The following is a 13700-nucleotide window of genomic DNA, read 5'->3' on the forward strand; positions in this document are numbered from 1 at the left end:
ATGGCGATCAGGGCATCGTCGTCTTCTCAGGCGGAGGACTCTGCTTCCCGGCGGGCCTGCAGGTCCATCAGTCGCTTGCGCAGCTGGTGCAGCTGGTGCAGCTGCCCGACCTCGTCGTTCATGGACCGGATGTCATCCGGCACGCAGTCCTGCGGGTATTCGAGCTTGCACTCGCTGAGCAGCTCGATCTTCGCATCGACGACATCGAGCGCTGCGCTCAGATCGAGGACATCGTCCAGCGTGAGCCCGGAATCAGCGGAGGCGGTCATGCTTCGGTCCTGGGCTCTGCCACCCAGTCGCTGCCCGAGGTCGGGGGAAGGTTCTGGATGTCCAGCCAGTGGTTCATCGCTTCATCCTGGTCGGCGACGCCGTCTGCTTCTTTGTGCAGAGTCAGAAGCGTAATCCACCCGATGGGGACGAGGGTCGCGATCTCGTAACTCGGCCGGGTTCAGACGCTGGACGACGCGGAACCTGACCGTGAGGTCCTCCATGCTCAGCGGTTTGCTCATGGTTGCTGCTCCTGGAAATCGAAGGTGTCGAAGACGAACTGCTTGGCCTCGTAGGGCTCACCGCGAGGCGTCACCCGGGACCGGCGTGAGCCGGTCCACGGCATATCTCCCCGCAAAGCACTCGGCCGGGGTTCGACACCCGGATCAGCTGTGCTGATCCCCTCCCCTGTTGCGAAAATGCAGCACTGCAACGGCGTCAGAGATCAGAAAACCCCGCTGGCCAGGCTGCCGGCGGGTCGTCAGAGGTACGAGGCCGTGGTCTTTCACGCCGCATCAGTGTCGTCGGACTCACCCCGGCCAAACAGGAATCCGCGGACGTCACCGTTCTTCATCATGTCCTGCAGATGCGCCAGGAACACCGCGCGCTGCGTGGCCCGGCGATCGGCCAAGGGGTCGTACTCGCGCAGTATCTTCAGGTTGACGACCCAGCCGTTCTCGCGAGAGATGGCCTGGTCAAGCTGTGAGTCCGGCACGACGCCCATGCCGGTGAAGTCGTGGTCGAACTCGGGCGCGATGTTGAGGTGTTGATTTGGCTCATCGATGTAGAGCGTGTCCACGCCGACCTGCTGGCCGGCCTTGTCGAATGCCCCGAGGAACACACGGTCTGCCCTGGTGGTGTTGTCGACGTGGACCGCTGCAACGTTCGTGTCACCGATGAAGCTCGTCTGCTCGAACCGCTCGTACACGCGGGCACGAGCATCATGGCACCACATGATGCGCCGGGCTTCGTTGAAGCCTTTGAACTCGTCAGAGTTGGACGCTTCAGCGTGGGGGTGGATCATCGGTGCGCTCCTTCACGGCACGAGTGGTGACTGGCGTTCGGTCGCGGAAGTGCGGGTACTCACGGCGCTGGCCGCTCTTTGTAGCCGGTGCGCTAACGGACTCACCCAGGCCCCCCAGATTTGATGTGTGCGCGTCAAGCAGCCGTCGATGTAACCTCGCGGCCGGAGCGTCACCAGCGAGCGGTCACGCGCGCCGAGAACAGCGCGCAGCAACGCTCAGGCGTGAACGCGGGCAGCCTGCAGCGTCGGTCAGGGCGGCGCAGGGTTGATCAACAGCAGGCTCGATCCTGGTACGGATCACCTTGTGATGTCAACACTAGTTACGTCAGCGCCGGGTAGGTGCTTCCAGTGCACAGCGACGGGCCCGTGCGATAACAATTGTTTGCCGTCTCTGGGTGACGTGATCAAAGACGGGCGCTAACCTTCCGACAGGTGCGCGCACGCGGCCGTCACTGCCTACTGATCTGGAGACCACTCGGCCATGGATGCAGCCACTGCCGCACAGGTCGATGACCTCGCGGAAGCTGTAGCAGCGATCGACGAGTTGCTCCTCACGCTTCGCCTGGATCGCAACGATATCGACTTCGAGAAGCTCTCCTACGAGACCGGCATCACGGTTGAACGGGTCGCAGCCCTGCTGGACGGCAAGGACGTCGCCCCGGAGAACGTGTCCGAGATTTTCTCGCACCGTCTCAGGTTCCTTCGGGATACGCGGCTCAAGCCCAACGGCAAGAAGCACACCCATGAAGAGATCGGCACTGGCGCCGGCGTCAGCCGCGTCTCGATCGGCTATCTCGTCAAGGGGCAGCGCAGCCCGGGCCTGGAGACCCTGGCCAACCTGGAAGCCTTCTTCGAAGTCCCCCCCGGCTTCTTCACGGCGACGGACCGGCAGGCCTTGCTCCGAGCTCTGACCCCGATCCACGACCAACTGCGCGCCGCGGCACTTCTCAAACGCAAGGGGATCACCCAGCTCGCCATGCGCAGCAGCAGGTCCGCTCCCGCGGAGGGCACAATCGCCCGGGAATTCCGCGATGCTCTCGTCCATGCTCTGCACCAGACAGATCCCGTGGAGCTCGAGCCTGCGGTCGCTGACCCGGAGGTGCGGGCCCTCACCGACCAGATGCAGGCTCTGCCGACCGGGAGTAGGAAGCGGATCCTGCCTGTGATACGGAACATCCTGGGCCTGGTGCCTTCCGGCGACGAAGCGGACAGCAGTTCCCCGACCCGGCCGTAAGCGTTCCCGGCCTCGCTATCGCGCTGTCCCTGTTCGGACCCGCAGTGGGCGGTGCAGGGTCCACCGTCTACTCTGTTTCGCCGCCGTGGGCGGCCATGTGACGTTCATAGGCGCGGCCCAGGGCGAACTCCCCCTTGACCCCGTACAGCTCCCGGAGCTTCTTGATCTCTTCGCGGACAGTGCGTTCGCTCAGCCCGATCTCCCTGCCGATGACCGCATGGGACAGGTCGGCGGTGAGGCCGATCAGGATCTCTCGCTGGCGCTGGGTGAGTGCTGTCTCGGGGAGCTTTCGGTCATGGCCGCTCAGCCAGGGTTCCGCCTCACGCCACTGCACCTTGTACACCTCGAGGAGCCACGCGCACATCTCAGGTTGCGTGACCAGGACAGCGGCGCTGCGAGCGGGTTCGCCGTTCGCAGCGAGGTTCAGATAGTCGCTGAGCAGGATGAACTCGCCGTCAACGATGACCATGCGCAGGAAAGGCCTGGACAGCGTCCGGACTTCCCCGCCGGCCTCGGTGACCGCCTGGGCCCATTCCGCCTGGTGCGGTCGATTGCGTCCGGATTCCTTGTAGATCGTGCGCAAGCCGATGCCCCGCTGGAGGTTCGCCACGTCGAACGGAATCCGCGCGATCATCGTCTTCACAGGCCGGTCGAGAGGGTGAGAGGTCCAGATGTACTTCGTCGCACTGGCGGTAGCTCGCTCCAGGGCCTGGGAGACTTCCTCCTTCTGACTGAAGACCCGGATACCGGCGTGACCGACGCCGGTCGGCTTCGGCAGCTTCGCGAGGATCTCCGGCAGCTGTTCGATATCCTCGACCGCGGCCCTGATCTTGGTCAGGCCACGGGCCACCTGCTGGCGCCAGACGGTGCTGGCATCGAGAAGGAAGAATTTGCCGTCTTCGTACGGGTTCTTCACAACGAGACCGAGTTTGGACAATTCCGTCAGCTCGTCGGCGTGCTCGGTCTCGTCGATCATGGCCGCGGGTTCGTGCTCCATACGTGCGCAGAGCTCGAGTGCTCGTGAAGAGAGACCACACTCAGCCTCATCCTGACTTTTGTCCACTGTGCCCACCTTTGCGCTCTTCCGCTTTCGGAGCTGCCGGATCCGGCAGCTCTTTTAGCTTGATGCCGACTATAAGATCGGCGAGCCTTCAGGAGGTCACTCGTTCAAATGACCGACACTACAGGCAGGGCGTTCGAGCGGAGTTGACCACTCCGCTGCCGGCCCGGCCCTGATCTGCGGACTACCTGACGCAGCCTCATGGGAGACGCGCATGCAGAGACTACGGAAGATCTTGATCGCCGCGAGCGTCGGCACATTTCTGGCCGCCACGCTGCTCGGGGGTGCCAGCCTCACCGGCCCCGCGGAGGAGCCGACGTGGGATGTGAAGCCACACGCCGCGGGGGATTCCGATCGGCCCACCGGTGACCGCGCTCCGAACGAACCGACCTGGGACTAGCGCTCCACTGACAGTCGCGAGGCCCGGTGCCAGCGCCGGGCCGGACAAACCGGGGGGACAGACTCGTGTTCGCGTACACGCACGCCACCGACATGACACAGCGTCGACTACTGATGGCACTGCACCCCCCCGATTTGCTACCCAAGGTAAGTGCGGTCGCGCTGTGCGATCAGGCAGCAGTACGGAGATAGGCCACACGAGTCATGTGCGAAAGCTCAAGCAGTAAGTCCCAGGCAGACGAGGGACTTTCACCAGTGCACCAGAAGCCCCGAGCCGACGGGCGGCGCCACAAGGTGAGGTCGTTTCTCGCGTCCGCTCGCGAGCACCTGGCCATCTTCTTCGCCACGTGGTCCACGACCCGCCTCATCCGACGCGACCTGAGGCTCTCGGGCGTACAGACCCTGCAAGACCTCGTCGACACCATCGCAGAGCGCCGCGGTAAGCCGATCACCCTCACCGAGGCTCCGCTCCCCCCTGAGGTCTCAGGGTTCTGCGCCCATGGACGGGAACACGACTACATCGTCGTCGACGCTGGCGCGAGCGAGTTGACCCGGTTGCACGCCAGTCTGCACGAGCTTTTTCATCTCTGGGACGAGCACCCGTCGTCCTCCGACGATGACCGTCCGATGACGGAGGACACCGTGCGGCAGCTGCTGCCCGGGCTCAAGCCCGGCCCGGTGCTTCGAGTCTTGACCAGGTCGCACTACTCGAACGTCCACGAGCGGCGGGCGGAAGCATTCGCCACGGTGATGTTGGAGCGTCACCTGCGGCTGCGGAGCAGCAGAAACAGCAGTGGTTTCCTCACGTCGGCGTTCTCACACAGGAGGTCAGGTGTCTGAGAGCACCGCGAGCATCGTCTATTTCATCAACTTCGCGCTCGCCTTCACCCTGGCCATCTACAAGTGCCTGGCACTGCGCCGTGACCCCACCCCCACCCTGGCTTTGACCGCAGCAGTGTTCGTGACGTCGGCGCCCGTCTACATTCTCGCGTCGCCGGCTGGCTACCGTGCTGCGGGCCAGGCTCTGGACGAGCCGAGCGTTGCCTCCCTCTTCGTCTACCTCGGCATCCTGGCGGTCTTCGCCTACACGCACATGTTCACTTTCCTGGTCGACCAGGAGCTCCGGGAGAACCGGACCGCCCTGCGTCGCCGCATCACCGCCTGGACTCTGGCCTACTTGGGGGCCGCAATCCTGATGGTGCTGTTTTTCGCCGTCGCAGACCTGGAAGCTCCGCCGGACCCCTTGCAATTCAACACCAGCTTCGCCCACGATCCCTGGGTCGTGGCGTGCCTCGCGGTCTTCCTGGTAACCCTCACCCTGGGGACGCTCAACACCTATTGGCGCTGCCGCCGGCTCACCCCCGAAGACCCCGGGGTTCAGCACAGCCTGAGAGCATTCGCACTGGCCATGTGGTTTGTTTTCGGCTACGCCCTCTGTCAGGCGCCGGCAGTCGTCTTCGCCGCGGCAGGCAATCACTCCCTGGACCAACTCGGCCTGTACGGAGCCGTCCCGGGCTGCATCGGCTTCCAGGCCATGTGCTACGGCATGTCCGGCTCCGCCATCGGCGCCTGGCTCCGCGAGCGGCGCGACACCAAGGCGCTGCAGCCCCTGTGGGATCTGGTCGTCGGCGGCGTCGACGAGGAACTCGCCTTCAGCGCACGCAGCGCACGCAGCAGGCGCCTGACGGCGAACGTCACCTTCAACCTGCACCGCCGCGTGATCGAGATCCTTGACGGAATGCGGGCCCTGCGACCGTGGGTAACACGTGACGCCACGGAAGCCGTGTACGCACTTCGCGAGGGCTGGGACTCCGAACGCCCAGAACTGGCACAAGACCTGTCCGACGCCGAGCTCGAGGCAGCCGCGACCGCCGTGGCACTCCGCGACGCGGTGGAACGCCTGCAGACAGCGAGGCGTGAGTGGGTGCGGCTGGGACGTACCGGCCGCCCTCAGCCGCAGGGCGTGTCCGCCATGCTCCCGGGTGAGGACACTCCCGCCGGCGAGGAGCGCGAGCGTCTCCTCCTCGTCGCCGCAGCCCTGTCGCAGCCCATCGTCCAGGCGGCGCTGCTGAACCTGCACGAGGAACGCGTCGCTACGACCGTATCCCGGTAGGACCGGCCAAGCCCCGGCTCCAGCGCCGATGGCTACCCGAACACACAAGCTATGGTCATCTCTGTCGCCAAGGGGGCGGTCGACGGGATCCCAGCGCAAAGACCGGCGCGGATCAACGCGTCGTCAGCGAAGAGGGGAATCTTGCGTGCGCAATGCAGTGGTGCTGGGCGGCTCTTACGCCGGACTGATCGCAACTCGAGTACTGAGCGATCACGCCGACGAAGTCGTCGTCCTGGAGCCAGATGACTACCTCAACGGCGACGCCGGACGGGGCGCCCCCCACCGCGACCAGCTCCACGCCCTGCTCGCCATGGGGCACACCCAGCTTGAGCGGCAGTTTCCCGGAATCACGGACGAACTCGTCGCCGAAGGTGCCTGCCTGGGCACCGGCCGCGCCATCCAGTACTACGTGGACGGCATGCGCCGGCCCGACGTTCCCGACGCCCGCATGCTGGGCGCCTCCCGACCGTTCGTCGAAGACCACATGCGCCGGCGGATCCTTGCCCTGCCCAACGTCACGATCCGTACCGGCCGGGCTCGTGACCTCCGGTTCAGCGGCACGCGGGTGAGCGGCGTCAACTACACCCCCGCAGGCGAACCCCCTGCCGACGACCACTGGCTCGACGCCGACCTCGTCGTCGACGCCATGGGCCGGTCCAGCCGGCTGGGCACCTGGCTGCTGAAGCACGGCTGGGACCAGGCCCCCTTCACGCGCATGAAAGTCGACCTCGGCTACGCCACCTGCCACTTCCGCCGCGGAGACGAGCTCCCCGACACCGTCGTCGCCCACGCCTCCCCCGGACCCGCCACCGCGTACAACTACCACAAGGCGTCTATCGAGCCAGCGGCCATCACCGCCCTTGAGGGAAACCGGTGGGGCGTCGTCCTGGCCGGCTACACCGACTACCGGCCCGGTACCGACCCAGACGAGTTCACCGCACGCATGATGAACTCCGTAGCCCCCATCCGCGAAGTCGCCGAGCAGTGCGAAATGGTCTCGGAGATCAGCACCTTCCACTTCCGCGAGAGCCTTCGCCGCGACTTCACCGCGCTGGGCCGCTTCCCCGGCGGCCTGATCGCCATCGGCGACGCAGTCGCCTCCGTCAACCCCATCTACGGCCAGGGCCTGACGGTAGCCGCCCTGCAGACATCCGCGCTCTCCGCATACCTGAGCACCGGAGCGTCACCGCACGATCCGGCCTGGGGCTACTTCCGCCGAGCCGCCGTCATCGTGGACGCCGCCTGGCAGCTGTCAGCAACTGCCGATCTCGCACAGCCCCACGTCACCGGCCCCCGCCCCCGCGGCTACAGCATGACGCGGTGGGTCAGCGACAGAATCCTCAAGGCCTCGGTCGTCGACCCGACCGTGAACACCGCCTTCATGGACGTCATACACATGCGCGAGCACCCCAGACAGCTCGGTCAGCCGCGCATCCTCCTGGCGGCAGCACGGGCTCTTTCGGACCTCGCCCGTCAGAGGCACACCACACCAGACGCGCAACGCGCCCCCCGAAAGCAGACCCACAGCACCCCGGCCAGAACCCGCGGAGACCGAGTCGTGCAGAACGCCCTGTCCTTTTGGAGCGAACCCAACTTCACCGGAAAGCTCCACCGCGCTTCAGGCCGCTCCGAGGACCCCATCGGCCTGCCCTTTCCCGCCAAGTCGGCCAGGAACAACACCCGGGATCAGTCCTACGTCCTCCACGAGCACGGCACCGGCGCGGACATCTGGGGCGCCGTACACATAGCCATGCTCGGTCCCGGGGAAACCTGGAGCAGTGACAATGCCCTGGTCGGGATGTACGAGTACTGGCCCGAGGAAGACTGACCCTCACTTTCCTGGAGCCGCCCGGTGCACAACCAACCGGGCGGCGGGCGAGGATCTCAGGCAGCAGCCGCTCCCGGACCGCTGCGCTGCGGTAGGTCAAGACACTTCTACTCGAGATGGCCGCCCACATCGACCGTTGTGCCGTGCTCGTCCGAGACGAACAGCACCTTTCCCCAACCCGCGTCAACAATGCGCCTAGTTTGCCCATCCACGAGTCGGGATGCGCTGGCCGTGAAAGAGGATGACGGGCTGCCCCGGCTCCTGCGTCCGGGGAGCGATCCTCCAGGCCCGCGGCGTGGAACGTGAAGACGGCCGCCTGGAGGGCAAGAGGACGAGGGAGCCGCAGCGCCGCACGCTCAATAGCGGATGGGCAGCCTGAGCAGTCCCCGGGCTCGTAGCGAAGGTCGCCACTGCAGTTCGTTGTAGGGCGCGTCGAGCTCCAGGCGGGGGAACCGCTCCAGCAGCGCGGCCAGCGCGATCTCGGTTTCCATCCGGGCGAGCGGGGCTCCCAGGCAGTAGTGGATGCCGTGGCCGAGCGCCAGGTGCCCGGTGACGTCCCGTCCGATGTCGAGGCGGTCGGGGGAGGTGAAGCGGAGCGGGTCGCGGTGGGCGGAGGCGAGTGAGAGAAGGACCGTCTCGCCGGCGGGAATGGTGACGCCGCCGATGATGATGTCCTCGGTGGGGAAGCGGCGGATGGCGAGCGGCACGGGGCCGTCGTAGCGGGCCAGCTCCTCGACCGCACCCGTCAGTTTCGCAGGGTCGGCGCGTAGCGCGGACAGCTGATCCGGGTGCGTGAGCAAGGCAAGGGTGGCGTTGCCAATGAGGTGAACGGCGTTCTCGTATCCGGCGAACAGTATGAGGAAGGCCAGAGACATCAGCTCGTCCTCGTCCAACCGTTCCCGCTCGTCGCGCGCGGCTATCAGAGCGGAGAGCAGATCGTCGGCCGGCACGGCGCGTTTGCGGGCGATGAGCTGAGTGAAGAATGCCATGATTGACCCGATCGCCTCCTTCGCCCGCGACGGCTCCGCGGGGTCCGGGGAGACCAGGGCGTCCGTCCACGCCCGGAAGTCGCGCCGGTCCTCGTGCGGTACACCGAGCAGGTCGCAGATCACGGCTATCGGCAACGGCGCAGCGTACGAGGCGATCAGATCGGCCCGGCCGTCCGGAGCGATGGCGGACAGAAGCCGATCGGCCGTATCCCGGATCGGCTCGCGCAGATTCGCGACACGGCGCGGGGTGAACGCATGGGACACCAGACGTCGGATGCGGGTGTGGTCCGGCGGGTTCATATTGAGCAGGTTCGCATCCAGCGCGGGAGGAAGCGCGAGCCCCAGGTAACCGCCCGGTGCCGCGTGGCGTTTGTCCAGGGAGAGCCGGGAGTCGGCGAGTGCCTCGCGCACATCGTCGTAGTGGGTGACCAGCCACGCGGGCCGCCCGTCCGTCCCGGCGATACGGTGCACGGGTCCGGACTCGCGAAGCCGCGCGTACACGGTGTAGGGGTCGGACATCAGCTCGGCCGTCGGATCTTGAAGCACCATGCGCTCACCCTAAGGGGCTGCCCCGCCGGGTATTGCGGGACAGCCCTTAGACACGGAGTTCGCGGGTTGCAGGAAAGTGCACAGGTCCGCAGGATCACTGATCCGAAGCAGGTGGAACCCGTACGCAGCCGCTCCTTCTTGTGGTGTCGAGGCAAGGGCTCTGACGGGGCCTCGCGTGAGACTGGCCCTGCCCGGGAGAGATGTCGCCGATCGAGGGACTGCAAAGAGCCTGCATGTCGGCACGCCCAGAGCGTCAAGACCTCCGCCAGCGTCCCCGCCGCCGGCCAGGGCATCGACGCCGGCAAGAAGATCGTCGGCAGGAAGCGGAACATCGTCACCGACACGCTCGGACTCCTCCTCGCCGTGCTGGTCACCGCAGCCAGCGTGCAGGACTCCACCGCCGGAACCCGGGCTCCTGGACCATGTCGCCGCACAACACCCCGGCATCCGCAAGGTCTGGGCCAACGGCGGCTACCGCGATGCTCCACCGGCGCCTGGCCCGCGACTACGAAACCCTGCCCACCCGCTCCGAAGCCGTGATCCACCTCGCCATGACCGACCTCATGGCCCGCCGCCTCACCGGCGAGAACACGATCTCCTGGCGCGATCCGAGAATGACCGCCAATCAACTCATCCCGGGATGAAACATCGGACGAAAACGACCTCTCAGGTGCCGACCGTCCTGCCTGAAGTCGCCCTCTTCCAAAAGCTGTTCCAGCGCAACCCTCCAGTGGTTGACCTGGTACTGCATGAACTTTTGCATGCGGGCCATGCGTCAGTCCCTCCTCGAAAGTCGCGATGCGGGTTGGATGTTGTGCGTGATGCTGGAGTTAGGCGCGGGGGTTCAGTGCCATGTGCCGGCGCAGGCTCTGCCCTGCGCCGGCGAGGACGTCAGTGACCTCCTTGGGAAACGTCACGTAGACGAAGTCGAGGGACGTCACCTTGTCGAACAGAAGCATCAAGGCCTCGTGGCGCGGGATGCCCCGGCTTATGAGGTAGAACAGCTCTTCCTCGTCGAGCACCGGCTGCCCTCCGAGCGAGTTGAGGGTCGCGTCGGGATCCGACGCGAGCTCCATGGGCCGCTCGGCCACGACATACTCGTGGGGCCAGAGGTGCAGGTCGCCTCCAGGCGTGGTGATGACAACCTGCTTCGGCGCGATGCTCGCGCCGTCTATCCTGATCGCCCCCGAGTTCAGCTCGTGCGGGCGGGCTCGCCACATGCTGAGGGGCGGGATCCGGAAGCGCGACATGAGCTCGGTGCACGGCTCCTCGACCACGATGATCCAAGCCCCCTCGTCGGGGATCTGCTTGCCGTCGTGCTCGGGGAAGTACATCGACGGCTCGGAGCCCACGGAAGCGGCGATCTCCCAGCCGTCGTCGACGGCGGCGCGCTGTCGCTCTGCGTCCCAGGCCAGCCATTCGGACGTTCCCTCGGTGCGACGGGCGTCGGCGTACTTCTTCGGAGGATGAGGGCGCATGAGCGGTGCTCTCCTGTGACGGTGTCAGGGGATCTGTTCGGGCGTGTACAGCCGGACGTCGACGTTCGAGACCGCCGCTCCGAGGACTCTCAGGTGGCCGCCGGGCCGCTTCTTGCGGGCCGAGCGCCTGGGGGGGTGACGGGGGCATGCGGATGCCTTTCTGGCTCGTGTGGGAGGGGCTTCGGCGTGTGGAGGCGCGGTGCGCAGCTAGGGCACGACGACGATGACTCCCTTGTCGAGCACAGCGCGGATCTCGTCGATGCGCGCTGCTAGTCGATCTCCGTCGTCGGCTCAGCGCGAGAACCGGCAGCATGCTGCTGCACATGAGTGGGCTGGGCCGAGGTCTCCCTCCTCTTCGGCGGCACGCCGGCGTCCATCGAAATGGTGACGGCGCGTGCGGTACCGCCGCTGTCGTCGGACATGTCAGGGACCAGCTCGCAGAAGTAGTGGCCGGCTTCGATGTCGAGTGCTTCGTTGAACTTCCAACCGGTGATGTATGCGGTTCCGTTGGAGTTGAGCCCACGGACTTCGTAGACGTGCTCGCCGGTCTCGTTGTCGGCGCAACGCTGCAGCATGAGCTTGCGGGCGTCCCGGTCGACAAGGACGATGAGCTTCATCGTTGGCATGTTGCCCGGCCAGCGAGCACCAGCGTCGCCGGGCGTGGGACGGAGCCAGTTCCGCGTGCCCGCGGACAGGGTGATCTGCGAGCGTCCGTTCTCGCTGTGGAGCACGGTGAGCTTCGCTGGTCGCTGCTTGCGCCGCGGCTGGCCCAGGTCGGGGCGATAGATCTCGAAGGGCATGATTGCGGTCCTTTCAGAGGCCGGTGGGGAGAGTGTGCCTGGGTCAGCCGGCGAGGTGGTGGCTCAGACGCGCGATGCAGTCGGCATAGCCCTCGCGACGGCGAAGCCGCTCGTCTCGGTCGCCAGCCGGTCTTCCCACGAGGGATAGGTCTGGCGGGTGGTGCTCCTGTATGCCTGCATCAGCGATGCCTCCTTGGTGTCTGGTTGGCGGCCGAGGCGTGTCCCGGCTGGTGCATTGACGGGCCTCATCGGTGTCTTGCTCGGGGCTTCGGCGATTAGCGTCGTTTTCGCGTCCGGCCGGTGGCGGCAAAGCGTCTCCGCGAGACACCACCGGAACCCGGGGATGCCCATGACGAGACGCCGACGTATCAACGGGGAACAGGCCGGGTGAACACCCGGCCTGTTCCGGCATCGATCCCGCACCCGGGTCGGCTATGCCGGCCCAGAGGCCATCTACCGGTCGTCGTGTGTCCCGTCTCATTCGATCTTGCCGTCGGACAACGTCCTAACCTGCGCGGAGACAAAGTCGAGTGAGACGCCGAAGCCCCGTCGTCTCACTTGATGCTGTCGGCCAGGCACGTTTCCCCGCCTCCGGGGCGCGGCGGGTCACGCGGTGTCTCCGGGGTTGGTGCGAGCGTCGAGGGCTGCGTGGACGCGGGCGACGGCGTCGCGGCGGCCGGCCATGGCGTAAGGGTTCAGGCCGGTGGTCTCGCTGTTGAGGGCGGCGAGTTCGGTGCGCACGGCGTTGAGGGCGGCCCCAGCCCGCTCAGCGCGCTGCTTCTCCTCCCGCCACTGGCGGTTGCGGAGGCGGATCTGCGCCCACAGGTTCTGAATCTGGGTGGGGTCGGCGCCGCTCGCCCGGAGGCCACTGCGGAGAACGTGGAGTTCGGTTTCGGCTATCTTGGCCCGGCTGCACTGCTTCTTGGCGCTCCGCTCGGCTTTCTCGGAGCGCTTGCCGATGAGCCTGGTGAGGTGCGCTGCTGCGGAGACCGCCTCTTCGGCATCCTGCTCGGCCTCCTCGACGCGCTTACGCAGTTGATCCACCTCGGCAGCGGGGTGGACGTGGGGCTCGGCGGCGGGCGGCGTGAGGTCGTCGCGGAGTGCCTGGGCCCGCTCGGGTTCCAGCTCCAGCCAGTACGGCTGACCGTCGGGCCCGGAGAGGCAGACGATGGTGGTGTCGTCGTCGCCGTGGAGGACGTCGCCGTGACCCCAGCGGAGCGGGACCGGGTCGTCGGCGGTGGTCGGGGCCGGCCCGCCGGTGGCCTGACGGGCGGCTCGGTCGTGGCGCCGCTCAGCGACGGCGGGGCTGAGCGTCTCCTCGGCGGTACGCAGGATGACCAGGAAGGCGTGGGTGGCGGCGAAGGATTCAGGGGCGGTCTTGAGGTCGTCGATGAGGTCGGATATCTCGTTGTCGTGAATCTCGACGTGGATGCGGCGCTGGCCATCGATGCGGTCCATGGTGGGTCTCCGGGGTGTGGGGGCCGCCCGGGCAACGGGGCGGCCCACGAGGGACGAAAGTCAGGTGTTGTCGGCCATCTGCCGCAGGTCTGCGGCCAAGACGACGAGGACGTCCACGTCCGGCAGGTCACCGTCAGGCGCTTGACCGCCCTGTTCAACCCAGGCATCGGTGAGGGCACCGATGGGTCCGGCGAGGTCGGCGAAGTTGTAGCTGAGGTCCAGCAGCACCTCGCAGAGGGAGCTGGTGTCGCGCAAGTTGTCGATTTCGGCGAGCGCCTGGGAGGTGATCCGGAGCGTGTGGGTCTCGTTGGCACCGAGGTGCTTCAGGTCGGTCATGGTGTTCAGCTCCTGACGTTGGGCCCGCCCGTGGCCGAGCAGGGGGCTGGTCCAGCCGCTGCTGGCGAGTACCGCCCGTAATCCGTCGCGGATCGAGGCGTCGGGGCGGTGATCGCCTTCATGAGGAAGTCCTCTTCTTGATCACGTGTGTTTGGTGAGCGGTCG

At 66.5% G+C, this 13700-nt stretch carries 15 protein-coding genes; 7 read left to right on the forward strand and 8 right to left on the reverse strand.

Features of this window, described 5'->3' with window-relative positions:
* Window positions 1-26: 26 nt before the first annotated feature.
* Window positions 27-269, reverse strand: coding sequence for a hypothetical protein (locus ACTWOL_RS03520; RefSeq protein ID WP_474294195.1), 243 nt, complete (start codon window positions 267-269; stop codon window positions 27-29).
* Window positions 270-772: 503 nt separating this feature from the next.
* Window positions 773-1291, reverse strand: coding sequence for a hypothetical protein (locus tag ACTWOL_RS03525; protein WP_474294197.1), 519 nt, complete (start codon window positions 1289-1291; stop codon window positions 773-775).
* A 481-nt stretch (window positions 1292-1772) separates the two neighbouring features.
* Between ACTWOL_RS03525 and ACTWOL_RS03530 the strand changes: the two genes are divergently transcribed.
* Entirely contained in the window at window positions 1773-2525 is a 753-nt protein-coding gene (locus ACTWOL_RS03530; protein ID WP_474294199.1) for a helix-turn-helix domain-containing protein, read from the forward strand.
* A 67-nt stretch (window positions 2526-2592) separates the two neighbouring features.
* Here ACTWOL_RS03530 and ACTWOL_RS03535 read toward each other — a convergent pair whose 3' ends face one another.
* Complete coding sequence (locus tag ACTWOL_RS03535) at window positions 2593-3501, reverse strand: hypothetical protein (RefSeq protein WP_474294201.1); 909 nt, start codon at window positions 3499-3501, stop codon at window positions 2593-2595.
* Window positions 3502-3799: 298 nt separating this feature from the next.
* On the opposite strand from ACTWOL_RS03535, the gene ACTWOL_RS03540 reads away from it, so the two are divergent.
* The 4 genes from ACTWOL_RS03540 (at window position 3800) to ACTWOL_RS03555 (ending at window position 7925) form a co-directional block, all read left to right on the forward strand.
* The gene (locus ACTWOL_RS03540; protein ID WP_474294203.1) at window positions 3800-3985 is read left to right on the forward strand and encodes a hypothetical protein; all 186 of its coding nucleotides are present in this window, start codon (window positions 3800-3802) and stop codon (window positions 3983-3985) included.
* Window positions 3986-4239: 254 nt separating this feature from the next.
* Complete coding sequence (locus ACTWOL_RS03545) at window positions 4240-4824, forward strand: hypothetical protein (protein WP_474294205.1); 585 nt, start codon at window positions 4240-4242, stop codon at window positions 4822-4824.
* Window positions 4817-6097, forward strand: coding sequence for an MAB_1171c family putative transporter (locus ACTWOL_RS03550; protein ID WP_474294206.1), 1281 nt, complete (start codon window positions 4817-4819; stop codon window positions 6095-6097). The genes ACTWOL_RS03545 and ACTWOL_RS03550 overlap by 8 nt, the downstream gene beginning before the upstream one ends.
* Window positions 6098-6242: 145 nt before the next feature.
* Entirely contained in the window at window positions 6243-7925 is a 1683-nt protein-coding gene (locus ACTWOL_RS03555; protein ID WP_474294208.1) for an FAD-dependent oxidoreductase, read from the forward strand.
* Between the two features lie 356 nt (window positions 7926-8281).
* On the opposite strand, the gene ACTWOL_RS03560 is transcribed toward ACTWOL_RS03555, so the two are convergent.
* Window positions 8282-9463 carry a cytochrome P450 family protein gene (locus ACTWOL_RS03560; RefSeq protein ID WP_474294210.1) on the reverse strand — a complete coding sequence of 394 codons (1182 nt, stop codon included), beginning with the start codon at window positions 9461-9463 and terminating at the stop codon, window positions 8282-8284.
* Window positions 9464-9574: 111 nt separating this feature from the next.
* Between ACTWOL_RS03560 and ACTWOL_RS03565 the strand changes: the two genes are divergently transcribed.
* Window positions 9575-10003 (forward strand): transposase, encoded by a 429-nt coding sequence (locus tag ACTWOL_RS03565; protein ID WP_474294212.1) that lies wholly within the window; start codon window positions 9575-9577, stop codon window positions 10001-10003.
* On the forward strand, window positions 9943-10107 hold the full coding sequence (locus ACTWOL_RS03570) for a hypothetical protein (RefSeq protein WP_474301330.1): 165 nt from the start codon (window positions 9943-9945) through the stop codon (window positions 10105-10107). The genes ACTWOL_RS03565 and ACTWOL_RS03570 overlap by 61 nt, the downstream gene beginning before the upstream one ends.
* Window positions 10108-10293: 186 nt before the next feature.
* Here the strand turns inward: ACTWOL_RS03570 and ACTWOL_RS03575 are convergent, their stop codons facing one another.
* The 4 genes from ACTWOL_RS03575 to ACTWOL_RS03590 form a co-directional block, all read right to left on the reverse strand.
* Complete coding sequence (locus ACTWOL_RS03575) at window positions 10294-10941, reverse strand: hypothetical protein (protein WP_474294214.1); 648 nt, start codon at window positions 10939-10941, stop codon at window positions 10294-10296.
* Between the two features lie 269 nt (window positions 10942-11210).
* On the reverse strand, window positions 11211-11741 hold the full coding sequence (locus tag ACTWOL_RS03580) for a hypothetical protein (RefSeq protein ID WP_474294216.1): 531 nt from the start codon (window positions 11739-11741) through the stop codon (window positions 11211-11213).
* Window positions 11742-12347: 606 nt separating this feature from the next.
* A complete protein-coding gene (locus ACTWOL_RS03585) occupies window positions 12348-13199 on the reverse strand; it encodes a hypothetical protein (RefSeq protein WP_474294217.1) in 852 nt (283 codons plus the stop codon).
* Between the two features lie 60 nt (window positions 13200-13259).
* Window positions 13260-13535: a hypothetical protein gene (locus ACTWOL_RS03590; protein WP_474294219.1), complete on the reverse strand. Its 276-nt coding sequence runs from the start codon at window positions 13533-13535 to the stop codon at window positions 13260-13262.
* Between the last annotated feature and the right edge of the window lie 165 nt (window positions 13536-13700).

It is taken from the genome of Micromonospora sp. IBHARD003 (assembly GCF_056106285.1).